This window comes from Chitinophaga sp. RAB17 (assembly GCF_052114225.1).
In the GTDB taxonomy this organism is placed as follows: domain Bacteria; phylum Bacteroidota; class Bacteroidia; order Chitinophagales; family Chitinophagaceae; genus Chitinophaga.
The window spans coordinates 277,758-295,010 of sequence record NZ_JBFREI010000009.1; the positions used below are offsets into that span (position 1 = coordinate 277,758).

Here is a 17,253-nt window from a genome sequence, read left to right on the forward strand (position 1 = left end):
AATGTTTGCACTAAGCGCCTGAATGACAGGGCTGTCACTTCTTTATTCACTCACTTTAAGATCTTTTCCCTATGAGTATTTTAGGTATTGTACACACTATTATTGCTGTCATTGCTTTGTTGTTTGCTGTAGCCGCATTGGTAAAAGAGGGCATCATCAACCCTTTTTCCTCTTCAGGAAAGATATACAGTATCCTGACGGCCATCGCTTGCGTTACATCATTTGGGCTTTCCAAAGCAGGTGGTTTTAATCCCGGCCACGGCATTGGAATACTCATACTTATTTTATTGGGAGTTGCTTACCTGTCTGGCCGGAATGCTTCCCGAAAAAGGAGCCTGCTGCTGATACAGGTGTTTTGTATGACGCTTACCCTGTTTCTTTCTATGATACCAGCGGTAAACGAAACGTTATCAAGATTGCCGGTAGGGCATCCGCTGGCCGATGGCCCTACGTCTCCGATTGTGCAGGATGCCATAAAGGTTTTATTGGTACTGCTGCTTATCGGATTGGTTTTACAGTTTTTTAAAGTGAAGAAACTGGTGAAGTAAGTCAACAGCAGGCTGCTGATATATACATTACTCAGCAGCCTGCCTCTCACTCCAATCCAAGGGATTCAAAAAATGCGCTGGTGTTGGGAGCGCGTCCTAAAAAATTATACAGCATTTGTCGCTCATCTATAGTGGCTGCTTTTTCCAGTATTTCCCTGGCATATTTAACCCCAGTAGCGCTATTCATTACGCCATTCTTTTTGAATACAGAGAACATATCCTGGGCAAAAACACGCGACCACAGGTAGCCATAATAAAAGCCACCATAGCTGTTCAGATGAGGGGAGCTGCAAATGGCGTGGGTATTGGGAACATACGGCAACTGCATGAGGCGCCATAAGTCTGCCGAAACCGCTGTAAGATCTTTATGCTTTATACTGTCATATTTATCATGGTAGGTAAAATCCTGTACACCCAGGTACACATACCTCATATAGTTAGCCGCATTTTGAACCATTTTTGCCCGCTTCATTTTCTCAAATAATTCGGGAGACAGTACCGCTCCGGTTTTATAATGTCGCGCAAATAATTTCAGTGCATCATATTCCCAGCACCAGTTTTCCAGCAACTGTGACGGGGCTTCAATAAAGTCTCCTTTTAATGTAAATGGACCCTGTGAAGCAATATCAGAGCGGGCCAGCAGGCCATGCAGCAGGTGGCCAAATTCATGAAATAAGATAAGTACTTCTCTATGATATAATAAAGCAGGTGTGCCCGCATCGCCTTCCGGGAAGTTGCCTACAAAAGCGGTAACCGGTAATACTTCTCTGCCATTGCTGATACGGTACAGGGAGATGGGGAAGGTGGCGAAATGGGTGAATTTACCGGGGCGGGGGAAGAGGTCCAGGTAAAAGGTCCCCACTTTTTTACCATCCTTAAACAGCTCATATGCTTTTACCTTTTCATGCCAGGTGGGCACTTGGGTTGTTGTTCTGATCTCGATATTGAATAATTGCTGGTATACGGTAAACATCCCCTGCAAGGTGTTATTCATCTCAAAATAGTTTCTTACCTCCTCGTTGTTCAGCTGATATTTTTTATCTAGCAGTTGTTGCGTGTAGTAGCTGATATCCCAGGCATACAGCGAATCAGCAGCTGCCGATGTATCCTGTTGCTTTAGTTGCCTTAATTCATCCAGGTCTGCTGTTACGTGCGGCGATAGTTTTTTAATAAGTTCATTCTCAAAGCGCCAGACCGTTTCGGGAGAAGCCGCCATTTTATCCACTACTGTATAGGAGGCATAACCCGGGAAGCCAAGTTTGTTTGCGAGCAGCTGCCTGTAATAAAACAAACTATCCAGTACGGCCAGATTTTTAGGGTAAGCCCTGTTATTATACGCCACAAAAAATGCGCGACGGGTATCACTGTTATGCACGTAACTGCCGATAGTATTGTAGTTGGACGTGTTTACGTTTACAACATACGTACTATCTGCGCGCCTCCAGGGAGCCCGGATATGCTCCGGAACACCGGTGAGTTGTGCTGCTGTAAAACGGAGGCTGTCTTTATATTTCGCTATGTTTTCATCAAACTGTACCCCTATTGCGGCCAGTTTCTGATTAATATCCATTACTTCTTTCTGCTGTTGAACAGACAGTTTCATGCCGTTTTTTTCAAAGGTCAGTAAGGTTTCCCGCAGGAACTTCTGTTGATTGGCAGGCATTTTTTTTGAAGCGGGTGATGCGGCGAGATTTTTCAGGGCGCTATATAATCCTTCTTTCAGGTAAAGGTTGTTGATATAGGCTAATAGCTCTTCGTTAGCGGCATTGGCGGCATCTCTCAGTTGCTCGTTTGTATTCACACCCGCTATTAATGCCAGTTTCTGTGATAAGTCAGTCAAATCATACATCAGTTCATCCGTTGCCAGCAATGTATTGGCAACCGTATGCCGGTCTGCAGGAATGCTACTGATTTTTTTTACACGTGCGTCCGACAATGCCGTGATAGACTGCATCGCTTCTTTAATCGTTTCCCCGTTTACGTTATTGAACCCGAGTGGTGCATTGGAATGGATAAGTAAAGGGTTTTCTTTTAGTGGTTGTTGCGCTTTGATATGGCCGGCGCCTATAAAAAATAAGATCAGCCAAAGAAATCTGTATTGTTGCATATAGTTATTGAGATGACCTGGTCTCACAACAGGTAGTTATTCATAAGCTATAAAGTAGCCTTTTTTGGTGGCATAAATAAGTAGCAGGTACAGCTAAAAAAAAGGCCGTACCTGCGCTGTAAATATAGGGAGTTTTTTATTGCTGATCATTCACCTAATGCCTGGATAACAAGTTTTGCTGTTTCTGCGCCGCTGAAATTCTGTTGTCCGGTAATCAGGTTACCATCCCTGATGGCGAAGCCTTTCCACAAACCGGCCTGGATGTAGTTGGCTCCCAGCTTTTTTAGTTCATCCTCAATTCTCCAGGGCATTACATGCTGATCGCGTGGGAGGAGATTCATACTCCATACAGCGGTATCGGCAAAGTCTTCCTCAGCATTGGTAAAGCCGGTCACGGTTTTATTCTTCGCGAGATAATCACCGTTTGAGAGTTTCACATACCGGAGCAATGCTACGCCATGACATAGTGCCACCGTTACCTTTCCTGCTTCATAAAATGCCCGGAATTTTTCATGCAGGTCTGTTGCTCCTTCAAAAGTAAACATAGGGGCCTGGCCACCCGCCACTACAATAGCATCAAACTCCGCTACATTCATTTCCCGGACTGGTGTTGTATTTTCTATTAATGCCAGCAGCTGTGGCGTATGGATAAATCCCTGGCTGATAAGATCGGTGGAAGAGTATCCGGAAGGGTCGTTCGGGTCACTCATCGCATCCGGACTGCATTTGCCGCCATCCGGACTAAAAAGCAATACTTCATATCCTTTCTCTGCAAACTCATAATAGGGGTGGGTGAGTTCACTCCACCAGAAACCTACCGGCCATCCTGTGGTAGATGATATCGCCGGATTGGCCAAAACGATCGCTACTCTTTTCGGCGTATTTTTATTAACGGGATTCAGATTCTTAAGACTCATAATATCTACAGTTTATTTAGTTATTTTGGGTACAATTTTCAGTTATATCATTACTAAAAACAAGTAGTTACAAAAATGTGGCCTGGTCACTTTTTTGTAACGGTACTTAACAATCAACCGTTTAGAAATGAAAACCGTAGAAAAAAAATCAAAAGCATACCAGGAATTTACTTCCACGTATGCTATATACAATAGCTGCCCTGTAACTGCCACTATAAAAATCATAGGTGGAAAATGGAAAGTCATTATTCTATATCTGATTGCACATGATGTCAACAGGTTTGGTGAGATGATGCGAAATATTGAAGGCATCAGTAAAAAAATGTTAACCGATCAATTACGACAACTGGAAATTGATGGTGTTATTGCGCGGAAAGTTTTTACGGAAATTCCGCTGAAAGTGGAGTATAGCTTAACAACGCTGGGGGAGTCGCTGAAACCAATCACAAAATTGATGTGTAAATGGGGACTGGAGAAAGTATTGGCAGCGAAGAACTGAGTTGCTCATCACCAGGAGTCTTCTTTTGGGGGGTAAAAAACTTTCTTTGGCCGGATTAATAACTAATCGTAATATTGCGATGTGTTAAAGCCGTAATAGTATGGGAGCTACCAAATCAGATTTATTCACCAAGCAACAGAATGATATCGCCAACATGGCGAAAGCGCTGGCGCATCCCGCCAGGGTTGCCATTTTGCAGTATCTCGTGAAGAAGAACGCCTGTGTGTGCGGAGACCTGGTAGACGAATTGGGTTTGGCACAGGCAACTACTTCCCAGCATCTGAAGGAACTGAAAACAGCCGGCCTGATTCAGGGAACGATTGAAGGAGCAAGTGTTTGTTATTGTATCAATCCCAAGGTCTGGAATCAATACAACAAGTTGCTCAGTGCCTTCTTCGTGGAACAGGCAGAGATAAAATCCTGCTGTTAAAATTTTTTGCACTAGCATATCGTAATATTGCAATAATACAATGAATTCCTCTTCAGGGGAAAAAGACTTATTTCTATTGACATGCAAAATTGTAATCCGGCACAGCGCAGGCAACTCAGCTTTTTAGACAGGTATCTTACCTTATGGATTTTCCTGGCAATGGCTATCGGAGTTGGAATCGGTTATCTCTTTCCTTCTTCCTCCCGGTTAATTCATTCCTTTTCGTCCGGTACCACCAATATTCCGCTGGCAGCAGGTTTAATACTGATGATGTATCCTCCGCTGGCGAAAGTGAAGTACGACAGGATGGGAGAGGTGTTTCGCAACACAAAAGTATTATCGTTGTCGCTGCTGCTCAACTGGGTAGTTGGTCCGTTCCTGATGTTCGGGTTGGCAGTATTATTCCTGCATGGCTACCCGGAATACATGACAGGGCTTATCCTGATAGGTCTGGCCCGATGTATTGCGATGGTAATCGTTTGGAATGAACTGGCAGATGGTAGCCGTGAATATGCTGCCGGACTGGTAGCGCTCAACAGTATTTTCCAGGTATTACTTTACAGTGTGTATGCGTATGTGTTTATCACCTGGCTTCCCACGGTATTTGGGATAAAAGGCATTACGGTGGAAGTGTCTATTGGTGAAATCGCAAAAAGTGTAGGGATCTACCTGGGTATTCCCTTTGCCGCTGGGGTGATCAGCAGATATGGCCTGATCGCACTAAAGGGCGAAGAATGGTTCCGGGAAAAATTCATCCCTTTTATATCTCCCATTACCCTCATTGCTTTGTTGTTTACGATTATCGTGATGTTCAGTCTGAAAGGCGAACTGATCGTACAGATTCCGATGGATGTAGTAAGAATAGCCATCCCACTGATGATTTACTTTGTCATCATGTTCCTGGTGAGCTTTGTGTTGGGGAAGGCTGCGGGTGCAGATTATTCGAAGAATGCGGCTATTGCGTTTACAGCAGCAGGTAACAACTTTGAACTCGCCATTGCCGTTGCCATTGGCGTATTTGGTATCAATTCCGGACAGGCATTTGTAGGCGTCATTGGTCCACTGGTGGAAGTGCCCGCCCTGATTGCACTGGTAAACGTGGCCTTCTGGCTTCGTAAGCGATGGTATGGAGGAGCAGGGGCACTTGTCAACACCGAAAAAGCATCATTTTAAAACAAACATAAATCTTTATACAATGAGTAATTCCAAAATGACCTGGCAAACATTTAAGGATCAGCTGCAGCAATATCCTGAACAGCTATTACAGTTTCAATATGCAGCAAACAAACTGGTAGCTCCTTCTTACCATATTACTGAAATCAAACAGGCACCTGTTACGTCTGTTGATTGTGGCGGTAAGGTAAATGCCTGGACGGAAATTATTGTACAGCTATGGGAGCCGGAAGAAGCGCAAACGGATCGTGCCATGGCGGTTCATAAGGCGTTGAAGATAGTGGACCTGGTGGAGCGGCACCTGGATCTGAATCCCAAAGCGATGGTGAAAATTGAATTTGGGAATGCTGCATTTGATACCCGTCAGATGCATCCGAAAGAATTTCTGCTGGAAGGTGAAAACCTGGTCGTTGATCTGCAGCCGGATGCTACCCAATGCAAGGCAACAGATCGGGGGATGACTTGTGGAACACCCGCTACCAAAACACTGGAAATACCAATCGGCATGGTATCCGGCGAATCCTGCACACCAGGTGGCGGCTGTTGCTAATCTATCATCTTATTAAATAACAGCTGAAATATCTTATCCAATCTTCTATTTATGAAAATAGCTTTGTTCAGTGACATTCACGCGAATTTACCCGCCCTGGAAGCCTTCTTTAAGGATGTTGATGAAAGAAAAGCGGATGCTATCTATTGCCTGGGTGACCTGGTAGGTTATAACATCTGGCCCAACGAGGTCATCAACGAAGTCAGAAAGCGCGGTATCCCTACCATTGCCGGCAACTATGATTTTGGTATTGGCAGAACAAGCGATGACTGTGGCTGCGCCTACAAAACAGACAGTGAGAAAGCGAATGGCAGTGTTTCCATTGCTTACACAAATCAGCAGGTCACCGCAGCAGAGCGCCGTTACCTCCGCACGTTGCCTGCCCATATCAAAGTAACCTTTCAGTTAAATCATGATACACTGAATTTGTTGCTGGTGCATGGAAGTCCACGTAAGATCAATGAATATTTATTCGAAGACCGGGAAGAGAAAAGTATGATGAGAATTATGGAAGATGCAGGTGCAGATATCATGTGCTTTGGGCATACCCATAAACCATATCACCGGGTATTACCTGTGGTGCCGGGTGAAAATACACACTACAGACATGCCATCAATATTGGTTCTGTAGGAAAGCCGAAAGATGGTGATCCACGCGGATGCTATGTGATGCTGCATATCAATGAAGATAGCAGTATTCATCAAAAAGATAGCATCCGGGTGGAATTCATCCGTTTTGAATATGATGTGGAGAAGGCGGCCAAAGCAGTGGAAGATAGCCCGCTGCCAGATGCATATGCCGAAAGCCTGAGAACAGGTATTTAATCCTGCTTTTTAATACCTGTCTTTATTTTGAAGTGATAGGTGCTTTTTTAAATCTTCCCCAGGCTATAAAACCAGCAATAAATGCCGCGACGATATTGGCGCCAATAACGGCTGCCTCTCCCCTGGAAATATGAAAGATGATAGCACATACCATGAGGGCAATAGTTGCGATAGCGGCCCAGGGAGTTAATGATGGTTTAATGCGCAACAGGGAGGGGACTATTAAGCCTATCGCTCCCAATAGATCGATTATTCCGAGGAGTCTTACTACTGTTGCTGGCACTTGTCCTGCCCACGGCATCATAGGCGCGATTTTTTCAATTGGCTGGAATTTTAATATCGTTCCGGTGAGTAAAAAAAGGGCTAATACTATTTGTGCTACCCAGAGGATGATGTGAATGGTCCTGGCAGATTTTTGTGGTCCGGTCATTTTTTGCTGATTTTTTATTAATGAAGCAAACCTACTTATATTTGGTTTCAATTGGAAAGCGCTATCACTTTGGATAGCGCTTTCCAATTGGATAGTATCGTGTAAGTTAAAAGCATTAAAGCAGTATATATGCTAACAAAAGGTGGATGTCCAAAAAATGCCCTCTCTATTAAAGATGCACTGGAAGCCCTGGAGGGCAGATGGAAGCTGTTAATTTTGTTTTCATTATCATCAGGTCCCAAACGCTTTAAGCAGATATCCAAAGAGGTAGATGGGATTACGGATAAAACGTTGTCCAAAGAGTTGAAACACCTGGAGGGGAATAAACTGGTGAAAAGAGAGGTGTATGATACTTTTCCGCCCACGGTTGAATACACCATTACAGCACATGGAAAGTCCCTCGAAAAGGTGATGGATGCGCTGCATTATTGGGGACTGGCGCATCGTAAAGAGGTTATTGGAAAATAGACCTGTCGGTTGCGACCAGGCCATAGTACTTGATAAAATAAATTTTGATTTTCGTTGGGCATAGATTATATTTATTGTGATTTCAACCCTGACCTTATACCGGTTGAATTCAGCTAAGATTTAGTGTAATAATCCCAAACCTGACTATTTATGCATTTCCCAAAATAGCATCTTATATATTATTGATCTGATCCCTAATCCCTCACTCCCTGGCGGTAAATGACTCTCTATGTTTGATTACAGCGTATTAAACGTGTTTATAGGGCTGGTGTTCATATTTTTGATTTATAGCCTCTTTGCATCTGCGGTACAGGAATCGCTGGCTACGATTGTTCAACGGAGAGCTAATACCCTGTACAAGGGAATCAGCACCATGTTGTCCAATACACCCGTGAGAAGCCTTCCTTTCTGGGCCATTATCCTGGAGCAGCTGGGCGTATTCAGATTTTTCCGGTTTCTAAAGAAGGCCGTTAAGCGTACCATCAACGTAAATGGAACACTGGAACAGAAACTGTTTCAAAGAAGTGAGGTGGAAAAAGGGAAAAAAGATGTTTCCAAAATCCGTTTGTTTGATCTTTTTTACGAGCACCCCATCATTAAAAACTACGGCCAGAACGATTATTTTAACCGGCCTTCTTATCTGCTGGACAAAAACTTCTCAACAGTACTTACAGAAGTCATCAAGAATCTTGATGAGAACAACAAGTCGAAGACCGCCACATTTTCCATGGTGCGGAACAGCCTGGAAACCTATAAGGACCGCATCGATACAGAGGTATATGACATACTGAATCATCATTTCAATGAAGCAGCGGGCGATCTGGATGCATTTAAATACCGGCTGGAAAAATGGTATAACGATAGCATGGACCGCGTAACCGGCTGGTATAAAAGAAACACTTCTTTTATACTGTTTGGAATCGGCCTGGCACTGGCTTTTTTATTAAACATTGACACCATTGAGATTTCTACTTTTCTTTCTTCCAATAAAGTAGTCGCTGAAAAGCTGGCAGACATGGGCGTAGCGGCAGCAGGCAATCCTGCTAACAGAGGAGATAGCGGTGTGACGAAGGAAATATACCTTGAAATAAAAAAGAGCAAAGATAGCGTCAATACGCTGCTGGGATTAGGATGGGGTGACCGGGGACGAAAAGATATTGCTTTCATCCGTGAATTAAAGGAAGACGAACCTGGCTGGATAAAAACAAAGCTAAATGCAGGCGTGCAGTTTTTCTGGAAAGGTGTTTGGTTATTTCCCAAAGAAGCCGTGTATGATGGTATGAAACAGGCCACAGACAGTATTCCGGACACGGTGCTTCGTCAACATTCCAATTATATCACCTGGAAGTATATATGGCATAAAACTACCGGGAAGAAATTTTTCGGCTTTTTTATAACAGCAATGGCTATCACGATGGGAGCGCCGTTTTGGTTTGATCTTTTGGGCAAACTGGTCTCCCTGAGAAATGCAGGAAAGGCGCTTACCACCAACCCTTCCCCGCAGAAACCGACAGATGCTGGTGTTGACTTTGACGGATAATATATCATTATGTTAAACGTAAAAATTACATTGCCGCTTCGCGTGCGCAAAGGTCCCGGAAAAAGTTTTGACATTGTAGCCAATGCTTTTCCCAGCGGGAAGGTCATTGCTATGGACGGTGTGGAAGAAGGGGAGAGCCTGAAAGGTGTTGACAGGTGGTATTATAAGTATAACGATAAAAACGAGAAGCAATGGTATTGGGGTGGTCGGCTGGCCGACGTGACCGATGCGCTGCCCTGGGGGATATCTACTTTAAAAATAGCCGATATCTGGAATGGTTTAAATGAGCTGGGACAGCGTGCTAAAGTAGCTATCCTGGATACGGGATATAACATTGCGAATACAGATATTCATAACGGGGTGAAAGGCTTCCGCTCTTTTTTAATCGATGATCCTCAACAAACCACCCTGAACGATGTGAACGATGAATATGGCCATGGCTCTCATTGTGCCTCTTTAATCGGCGCCAGGAACAGGCTCGCAATGGTGGGGTATGCACCTGAGTGCGAACTGTATATCGCTAAAATTTCCTCCAAGGGATCGGCCAGAGATGACAGTATTATCGCGGGTATCCGATGGGCCATTGATACGCAGGTTGATATTATTTCTATCAGTTACGGCAGCTATCAAGTAAATGTAGCAATGAGAACCATCATTACAGAAGCAGTGAATAAAAATATCCTGGTGATTGCGTCTATCGGTGACGACTATACGTTCGGTAATCGTGTTGACGGGAAGTACCCCGCTTTATATACTGATTGTATAGGCGTGGGTGCAACGGATAGTGCCAGCAAGCTGGCGAAAATATCTTACCTCAATGGAAAAACGGACATCTACGCTCCGGGAGAGGCAGTGTTTGCCTACGCACTCAAAACGGTGCCGGAATCTATGGACGGCACCTCGCAGGCTACCGCCATTGTTGCCGGTATCTGCGCGCTGATTATTTCAAGATATAGGGCACTCAACAAACCTTTTACTGTTGCAGGTATTAAAGAACTGCTATCTGCCAATTTTGATCCGGTACAGGGATCCGCCGGCCTTAAATTAATCAGTCCTCAAAAAATATTTGCTACCCTTTAAACCTCATGAAATGAAATTTTTAATTGTCACATTCCTTGTTTGTCTGCTTGGCATAGAATCCAACGGACAATCGATATTTTATGATGCGCTGTATATCAGGCAACATTGTTACAGTCAACAGGAGCAAATCTTTGAAGCGAGAGCAGACCTGGTGAAAGTACTGGCTCCCTATTATCCGGCAGGTACTGACATTTCGAGAGAGATGATTAAGAACCCATTTTTTAAGCCTTATGTGCCGGATAATTTTGCCGATGGAGGCACCGCTTCTTTTGTATCTAAATCCCTGTCCGCTGTAAGTGGCCTGGACGTAACGAAATTTGCCAATGCCATTGCAGACCTGATGATAGACAGGGCGAAGCAGGAATTAACTATTGCCTTCTTTAACCGGTTTAAGAAATTTGCGGATGAACATGCAGAGTTTAAAATTTTATTTCCCAAGACCACCAACAACCTGGTTAATCTGCTGGCACAATCATATCCACAAATGCTGCCGGCCCTGCGGAATGGTTTCTTTGAAGACTTAAAACAATTGACATATCACCTGGATGATGTGCTGGAATTGCCTAAGTACCAGACCTTGTTGATTAATTTCCCGGAAGTAAGGGTGGCTATTCGCTCTATTCGGTTGGTACATGAGCTGGAAACAGGAACCGCTACTGCCGCAGACTTAATAAAGGACCTTGCTTCTCTGAAGGAGTGGAAGGAAAATGGTAGCGTTGGATTTAAAAACATGGGCGCCACTATCCGGTTTGCCGCTATATTTTCTGAAGGCTTAAGAAACGAGGATACCACAAGAATCTGGGTGTCCGCTAAAGATATTCATAGCCTGGTGACGGATGACGTTTTTACGGGAATATTTATGGGACTGGTTTATCAAAAGGCGTTGTTGCAGGATCTTACCTTTTATCTGGGAAAAGCGGCTACTCCCACTAAGTTAACCAGTATACTTACTGAGCAGGCTGGTAACATCCTGTTGTTTCAGAATAAGCTGGGCGAGTTTATTAATCTGACGGAAAAGGTGCAGACAGGATATGATGACATCGCGAAGAAAATAAATGCCCGTGAAAAAATAGGTGATGAAGACATTTATAACTACATCAATACTTCCATCGATATCGCGGATTATGCGTTTAGCATTGTGAAAATATTTAACGAAGATCTTGTTACTGATAAATATTTAACAATTGTAAGGAAGTCAAATGCTTTGTACAAAGATATCTACAGCAGTCAATATACACAGGCAGTGAATGATGCATTGGATATCCTGACGCAGGTACATGACCTCACCAGCGATAATAAAAATCCTTTGCATACGGTAGCTGATGACGATAAGAAAACACAACTCGATAAACTGCTCACATTTACAGAAAAAGTAAAGCCTTATGCGTTGTTCATGGCTAATATGGTGGAAGCCAAAGATGAAGATCAGGTAAAGGCGGCGTTGGAGAATGTCATTCTGCCTGTGGGAAGTTCGTCTATCAAGAAATATACAAATTGCAATATTTCTGTGCAAACCTACCTGGGAGCATTCTTTTCTACTTCCAATGGAAGCAATGCAGCGGGAGGCACCTGGTCTGATAAATTTGGTGTCACTGCGCCGATCGGGATTTCCTGGACGCCTAAAGGTTTGAGCTGGGGAAAGGGTGGGGCAATCAGCCTGTTTGGTGCCTTGTTTGATCTGGGTGCTATTGTCGACTATAAGCTGGAGAAGTCGCCGGATGCCACGAGCACCGACCCGAATGCCACTGTCATCAATAAGAATTACAAGATTGAGCTGGGACAGATATTTTCCCCTGGTGTATTCGCCGTGTATGGCGTGGGGGCCAACCTGCCACTCTCACTTGGTTTTGGTGCACAGTATGGTCCTGGCTTATCTAAAATTGACGCAACAAACAGCACAGTGGTCACTAATCCTTCCTGGCGCTGGAATCTCTTCCTGGCGGTGGATTTACCATTTTTCAATCTTTATAACAGGCCTAAAAATAAATGATGTACTGTTGTTGAAAATGTTTCATCGCCTGCCTGTTTACAGGCAGGCGATGTAGGTTGGGGCCTACTTCCTTTTTGCACTTAAATATTTTCTGACAGGAATATCATAGCGCACCATGACTAAATAGGCAAATCCAATTAACAGCAAGGTGCCTGTTATCACGATAAAAGATAATTCCGCGGTTCCCGGTTTATGGGCATTGTAATAATTGGCGAATATCCACATAGCGGCATAATGCGTCATATACAGGGGGTAAGATATTTTCCCGGAAAAAACGCATAGCTTTTTCAAGGATGGTACCAGGCTGGCGCCTGCGCCCAATGCGATGAGTAAGGGAAAATAAATTAGCACTACCAGCAGTTCTGCCAGCCAGTTCCATTTAACGTAAGGCATTAAAAAGGCAAACAACAGCAATATGGCTACGCCAATGAAGCCTAGCCTGTTTTTGATAATTAAATTGAAGCGGAAAATAATCAGCCCTGCCAGAAAGGAATAGGAGATGCGCGCGCAGCCATGCCAGAAGCTGTTTTTATCCCATCCGCCCATTAAGTTCCCGGCATGATAGGCCACATAGGAGAGTGCCGCAGCTGCAAGTATGGTGAATAAAATTAGGTAACGGCGGCTTAGTTTATAAAGCACAAAAGCATAAAAAATATTGGCCACATATTCCCAGAACAACGACCAGGCAGGCGCATTAAAACTAAACAGGTTAAAAAAACGTTCCGGCATAACAGGCAGCGGAATCATAAAAATTGAGCAGAGAAAGATCACCCCGATTTCAATAAACCCAAAAAAATGAGACGGTATACCAAATGGGTTGAAAAGGAAACCCAGTAAGCCTATAACGGAACCTAACATCACCAGAGGATGCAACCTGATGATCCTTGATTTGAAAAACTCCTTCAGCCCCATTTGTGCTATACGACCATCATATGCATATCCAATAACAAATCCGGACAAACAGAAAAAGAAGTCTACCGCCAGGAAGCCGTGTCCAATAAAGTTTTTGCTGTAGTCAGTATACACTATCTCCATGAAATGAAAAAGGACTACTGATATCGCTGCTATTCCCCTTAACCCATCAAGGATCTCAAAATGCTGTTTGGTTTTTAGTACGTCCGGGCTTGGTTTGTTCACATTCATCGCTCACTGTTTTAGTATGTTTTCTGCATCTGTGCAGCATCTGGAGGAAATTCCCTGGTGCGGAAACTTCCAAAAACGGGGGGTAAGATACATGGAACATTTCAATCTTTCCGCACTTTGTGCGGTAATAGTTATGCTATAGCCTGTGCCGTGGAGAGGAGAAGGGAGGAATAATAGCCGCTAATCAACCATTAGCGGCTATTTTTATTTGAATCATTATTTGGTATTCATGCTATTGATCAGGGCTACAAGTGCAGCCGGAGTGACTGGAGCAGGATTAAAGGTAACGCTGGTGAAGGTCTGGCCTGGTGCCGGAGTACCGATCACCACGGTTTTTTGCTCTGCATAAAACTGTCCGGCAATGGAAGAAATAGCGAGGAAAGTACCGCTTTGTCCAACGGAAACAGAGTTCTGGTAGCTTAAAAAGCCCTCGAAGCCTGCCGGCGGAGTGAAAATGGTGTTATAGAACTTAATGATGCTATTGATACCGGTAGGTTTGAAATAGAGCATAGAAGGTTCTTCTCCACCAAAGCTGGTGCCGGTAGCCGGGTTGTAATTGGTATTGAAGTAACCCAGCACGGTTGTTTTTGGAGTAGGTGTGTTATACAAACGATCGCAGTTGGTCCATTTAATCAGGCTATCCAACCGGAAGTTAAGGGTACCGTTGCTGCCATCGAACAGGGCGTAGGCGGATGCCGGGTTGGTTACCTGTTGCCAGTCAACCCCTTTGTTGGCGCTAACCTGGGTAGAGATAGTGATGAACTGGTTTAAGTAATTATAACCGGAGATATCCCTGGTAACGGTGGTATCACCATTCCACATTGGTATTCTCTGGTCATTGGGTTTTGCAGGCGCCTGCACTTTGATAGCGCTATCGGGGCGCAATTTAAGCAGTTTAGTGCCCTGGCTGGCGACAACAAAAAATTCGCCAAAGGATTCCAACGCTTTCCCGTTGTTGGTGGCAGTGGGTCTATCGGCGAAGATCATATTGGCGGCATTGCTGATTTCCTTTACAGAAATGGTGACAGTTCCGCTGGCAGGCGTGCCATCAGGGTTCAGCAGTGAATTACGTGGGATCGTATATTTTTTCCCACTTTTGGTAGTAACGGTTTCACCCTGCTGCGCGGATACATTAAAAGTTTCGAAAGCCGGACCATTTGCCCGTAAGAATTCATGCAGTTTCAGCCCCGAAGGGTCAGGTGCGGCAGCAACAGCACCAGTAGAAAGTTTTGCTCCGGACAGATTAGCAGGGTCATTTTTCATTTGTTTGGTGCAGGCACCGCACAGCAGGAGCATAGCGATGCTGCCCGCAACGTAGAAGGAATGAAGGTTCATGGAATTGAATTGAGGAATTTTAAAAATCGGGTTTCAAATAATGATTGCTCGGGTTTATAGGTTGAGATGTGAAGTTAGCGCAGTTAACTGAAGTGAGATGACATAGTATTTATTATTTTTTAATAAGTATACGCTGAAGAATCGTTGCCGGATTTATTCCCTTTAAAGGAATCATAAGCAGCACGTGGTTATTTTAATGCAAGGGGTCTGACATATTCCACCAGGCTTATCAGCATTTTCCCCGGCTCTTCCAACGGGATTAAATGCGCTGAATGCTCAAACCAGATTCCTTTTTTAAACGGTGCTTTCACATTTTTTAGCCAGGAGTCAGTAGGCACGGAAGGGGTGGTGTAGTCATGCCGTCCCATAAACATCAGCACGGGAATAGGAAATGCCTTCACCTGTTTAAAATCCACACGGAGGAACTCAGGTAATATCCTTCCCAAAGTAAATAGATTTGCCTGATCTATGGCGGTTACATCTTTGCTGCTATAGTCAGGTGATAACAGTGGGCCGTCGAAAAAGTACATGGGTTCCGTTCTGTAGGCGCTTAGTCCACCATAATATTGTGGCCATTTCCGGGCAATAATAATCCGCTCTCTTGTTACCGGTTTATTACCAGGATAGGGAGCAATGGATGTTAATTCTTTCAGCGCCGTATCATTTTTTAATCGTGTGGCTTCCTGTATGCCGTATTCAAAGCTGATACGCTCATTATCCATCACGTTTATCACCTGACCAATGCCAACGTAGGCATAGAACAAATCGGGGCGTTGCAGGGCTGCTTTCATCGCAACGATGGTGCCCCAGCTATGCCCTATCAGGATGACTTTTCTTTTTTTGTATTTTGTTTTTATAAACGTGGCCAGTTCAATGGCGTCACTAACGTATTGCTGAATGTGAATGGTTTTATCTAAGCCAATGGTATCATTGGTCCGGTAGGTTTTTCCGGAGGCGCGCTGATCATAATTAATGACGGTAAAGTATTCTTCTATCGGACGCTGAAACATCCACATCACCGGCGCTATGGGAGAGGCCGGGCCTCCATGTACAAACAGGATGATGGGATTGGCGGTATCCTGTCCGCGTACATATACCCACTGCTTTATGCCACCAACAGGCACTTCATAACTTTCCTGGATACCGGCAGGAGCTACTATTTTATCAAGATCTGTAATAATTGCCTTGCCTTTGGAATAGTCATCTGTAGCGTCTTTGTTTTGTCCATGGGCAAATGGCAGGAAACAAAAAAATGGGAGGGTAAAAAGAAGACATCTTTTCATGAACAAGGAAATTTTGTGGGATGTTTTGGTTGAAAAACAGCGCATGTTACACGATCAATATACAATAAAATTTTTTTTCAAGGCTCGTTTTTCAAGCCTGATTTCGAGTCTCGACAATTTTGAAATAGATATGCGGTATGTGATAATCAGATAGTTGTAAAGACATGCTATAGGAATACATAAAATGTACACTACTTTAGCAAAAGAACAACCAGCATATCATTTAATCCTATATTTATGAAGCAGCTATTCCTTATACTGTTAGCTACCGCTGTACTGCAGGGTGTATATGCCCAGACTAAGCCAACTGAGATACCTTCTTTCCGGATCACCGTAAATGGTGGTTACAGCTATCGTCTCGGCAAAATATCTTCTGAATTTAGCGGGGAGGCGAAAGATTATCTGAAGAAACTAAAATCCGGTTTCAACGTAGGTGCAGATGCCATGCATTATTTCAGGGAAAGTATGGGAGTAGGAGTTAAGTATAACCTCTTTCATACTGCCCACAGTGATGTGATCCCGGTGACAACTGGCAGCGGCACCATGCGTGCCGGTGTGATGGATAACATCTCCATCAGTTTCTATGCGGCCACCTTCGGCACACGCATTTTCAATGCGGCTAAAACCAATGCCTTTTATGCCAATGTAGCGCTGGGATACCTGGGGTTTCGTGATAATGGTTGGGTGGAGGAACATAAGCTGATATTGTCGGGCGGTACTGTGGGCATAGGATGGGATGCCGGCTATGATTTCCGTATTACACGCAGACTTTCAGCGGGTGCGCAGCTCTCGTTGATTAGTGGTCAACTTACCCGTATTACAAAGGAAGATGCGACCAGTACGCAGACTATCACGCTGAAGGATGAACAGAAAGAAAACCTGTCTCATTTGAATCTTTCGGCGGGCCTCCGGCTGAATCTTTAGCCAGGTAACTG

At 44.2% G+C, this 17,253-nt stretch carries 17 protein-coding genes; 11 read left to right on the forward strand and 6 right to left on the reverse strand.

The annotated features are described in order from the left end of the window. Positions 1-71 precede the first annotated feature (71 nt). Positions 72-548 (forward strand): hypothetical protein, encoded by a 477-nt coding sequence (locus AB4Z08_RS26580; RefSeq protein ID WP_441576816.1) that lies wholly within the window; start codon positions 72-74, stop codon positions 546-548. A gap of 46 nt (positions 549-594) precedes the next feature. Here AB4Z08_RS26580 and AB4Z08_RS26585 read toward each other — a convergent pair whose 3' ends face one another. Both AB4Z08_RS26585 and AB4Z08_RS26590 read right to left on the reverse strand, forming a co-directional pair. After that, the gene (locus AB4Z08_RS26585) at positions 595-2,682 is read right to left on the reverse strand and encodes a M3 family metallopeptidase (RefSeq protein WP_441576817.1); all 2,088 of its coding nucleotides are present in this window, start codon (positions 2,680-2,682) and stop codon (positions 595-597) included. Between the two features lie 119 nt (positions 2,683-2,801). Beyond that, entirely contained in the window at positions 2,802-3,572 is a 771-nt protein-coding gene (locus AB4Z08_RS26590) for a type 1 glutamine amidotransferase domain-containing protein (RefSeq protein ID WP_441576818.1), read from the reverse strand. 127 nt (positions 3,573-3,699) lie between these two features. On the opposite strand from AB4Z08_RS26590, the gene AB4Z08_RS26595 reads away from it, so the two are divergent. The 5 genes from AB4Z08_RS26595 (at position 3,700) to AB4Z08_RS26615 (ending at position 7,049) form a co-directional block, all read left to right on the forward strand. Then, entirely contained in the window at positions 3,700-4,071 is a 372-nt protein-coding gene (locus AB4Z08_RS26595) for a winged helix-turn-helix transcriptional regulator (protein ID WP_441576819.1), read from the forward strand. Positions 4,072-4,171: 100 nt separating this feature from the next. After that, positions 4,172-4,501 carry an ArsR/SmtB family transcription factor gene (locus tag AB4Z08_RS26600; RefSeq protein ID WP_441576820.1) on the forward strand — a complete coding sequence of 110 codons (330 nt, stop codon included), beginning with the start codon at positions 4,172-4,174 and terminating at the stop codon, positions 4,499-4,501. Between the two features lie 81 nt (positions 4,502-4,582). Then, positions 4,583-5,674 carry an ACR3 family arsenite efflux transporter gene (arsB, locus tag AB4Z08_RS26605; RefSeq protein WP_441576821.1) on the forward strand — a complete coding sequence of 364 codons (1,092 nt, stop codon included), beginning with the start codon at positions 4,583-4,585 and terminating at the stop codon, positions 5,672-5,674. Between the two features lie 22 nt (positions 5,675-5,696). Continuing rightward, positions 5,697-6,224 carry a DUF6428 family protein gene (locus AB4Z08_RS26610; RefSeq protein WP_441576822.1) on the forward strand — a complete coding sequence of 176 codons (528 nt, stop codon included), beginning with the start codon at positions 5,697-5,699 and terminating at the stop codon, positions 6,222-6,224. A gap of 51 nt (positions 6,225-6,275) precedes the next feature. After that, complete coding sequence (locus tag AB4Z08_RS26615) at positions 6,276-7,049, forward strand: metallophosphoesterase family protein (RefSeq protein ID WP_441576823.1); 774 nt, start codon at positions 6,276-6,278, stop codon at positions 7,047-7,049. A gap of 22 nt (positions 7,050-7,071) precedes the next feature. On the opposite strand, the gene AB4Z08_RS26620 is transcribed toward AB4Z08_RS26615, so the two are convergent. Further along, entirely contained in the window at positions 7,072-7,479 is a 408-nt protein-coding gene (locus AB4Z08_RS26620; protein WP_441576824.1) for a DoxX family protein, read from the reverse strand. Positions 7,480-7,608: 129 nt separating this feature from the next. Here AB4Z08_RS26620 and AB4Z08_RS26625 point away from each other — a divergent pair, with 129 nt between their 5' ends. The 4 genes from AB4Z08_RS26625 to AB4Z08_RS26640 all read left to right on the forward strand — a co-directional run bounded on the left by AB4Z08_RS26625 (position 7,609) and on the right by AB4Z08_RS26640 (position 12,557). Continuing rightward, positions 7,609-7,947 carry a winged helix-turn-helix transcriptional regulator gene (locus AB4Z08_RS26625; RefSeq protein WP_441576825.1) on the forward strand — a complete coding sequence of 113 codons (339 nt, stop codon included), beginning with the start codon at positions 7,609-7,611 and terminating at the stop codon, positions 7,945-7,947. A gap of 229 nt (positions 7,948-8,176) precedes the next feature. Then, positions 8,177-9,487 (forward strand): hypothetical protein, encoded by a 1,311-nt coding sequence (locus AB4Z08_RS26630; RefSeq protein WP_441576826.1) that lies wholly within the window; start codon positions 8,177-8,179, stop codon positions 9,485-9,487. A gap of 9 nt (positions 9,488-9,496) precedes the next feature. Next, positions 9,497-10,567 (forward strand): S8 family serine peptidase, encoded by a 1,071-nt coding sequence (locus AB4Z08_RS26635; RefSeq protein WP_441576827.1) that lies wholly within the window; start codon positions 9,497-9,499, stop codon positions 10,565-10,567. Between the two features lie 10 nt (positions 10,568-10,577). Then, positions 10,578-12,557 carry a hypothetical protein gene (locus AB4Z08_RS26640; protein ID WP_441576828.1) on the forward strand — a complete coding sequence of 660 codons (1,980 nt, stop codon included), beginning with the start codon at positions 10,578-10,580 and terminating at the stop codon, positions 12,555-12,557. Positions 12,558-12,620: 63 nt separating this feature from the next. Here AB4Z08_RS26640 and AB4Z08_RS26645 read toward each other — a convergent pair whose 3' ends face one another. From AB4Z08_RS26645 to AB4Z08_RS26655, 3 genes are all read right to left on the reverse strand, one after another. After that, on the reverse strand, positions 12,621-13,700 hold the full coding sequence (locus AB4Z08_RS26645; protein WP_441576829.1) for an acyltransferase family protein: 1,080 nt from the start codon (positions 13,698-13,700) through the stop codon (positions 12,621-12,623). A 216-nt stretch (positions 13,701-13,916) separates the two neighbouring features. Next, positions 13,917-15,035, reverse strand: coding sequence for a hypothetical protein (locus AB4Z08_RS26650; RefSeq protein ID WP_441576830.1), 1,119 nt, complete (start codon positions 15,033-15,035; stop codon positions 13,917-13,919). 188 nt (positions 15,036-15,223) lie between these two features. Then, complete coding sequence (locus AB4Z08_RS26655; protein ID WP_441576831.1) at positions 15,224-16,318, reverse strand: alpha/beta hydrolase; 1,095 nt, start codon at positions 16,316-16,318, stop codon at positions 15,224-15,226. Positions 16,319-16,555: 237 nt separating this feature from the next. Here AB4Z08_RS26655 and AB4Z08_RS26660 point away from each other — a divergent pair, with 237 nt between their 5' ends. Then, positions 16,556-17,242, forward strand: a complete 687-nt coding sequence (locus AB4Z08_RS26660; RefSeq protein WP_441576832.1) for a hypothetical protein — start codon at positions 16,556-16,558, stop codon at positions 17,240-17,242. Positions 17,243-17,253 lie beyond the last annotated feature (11 nt).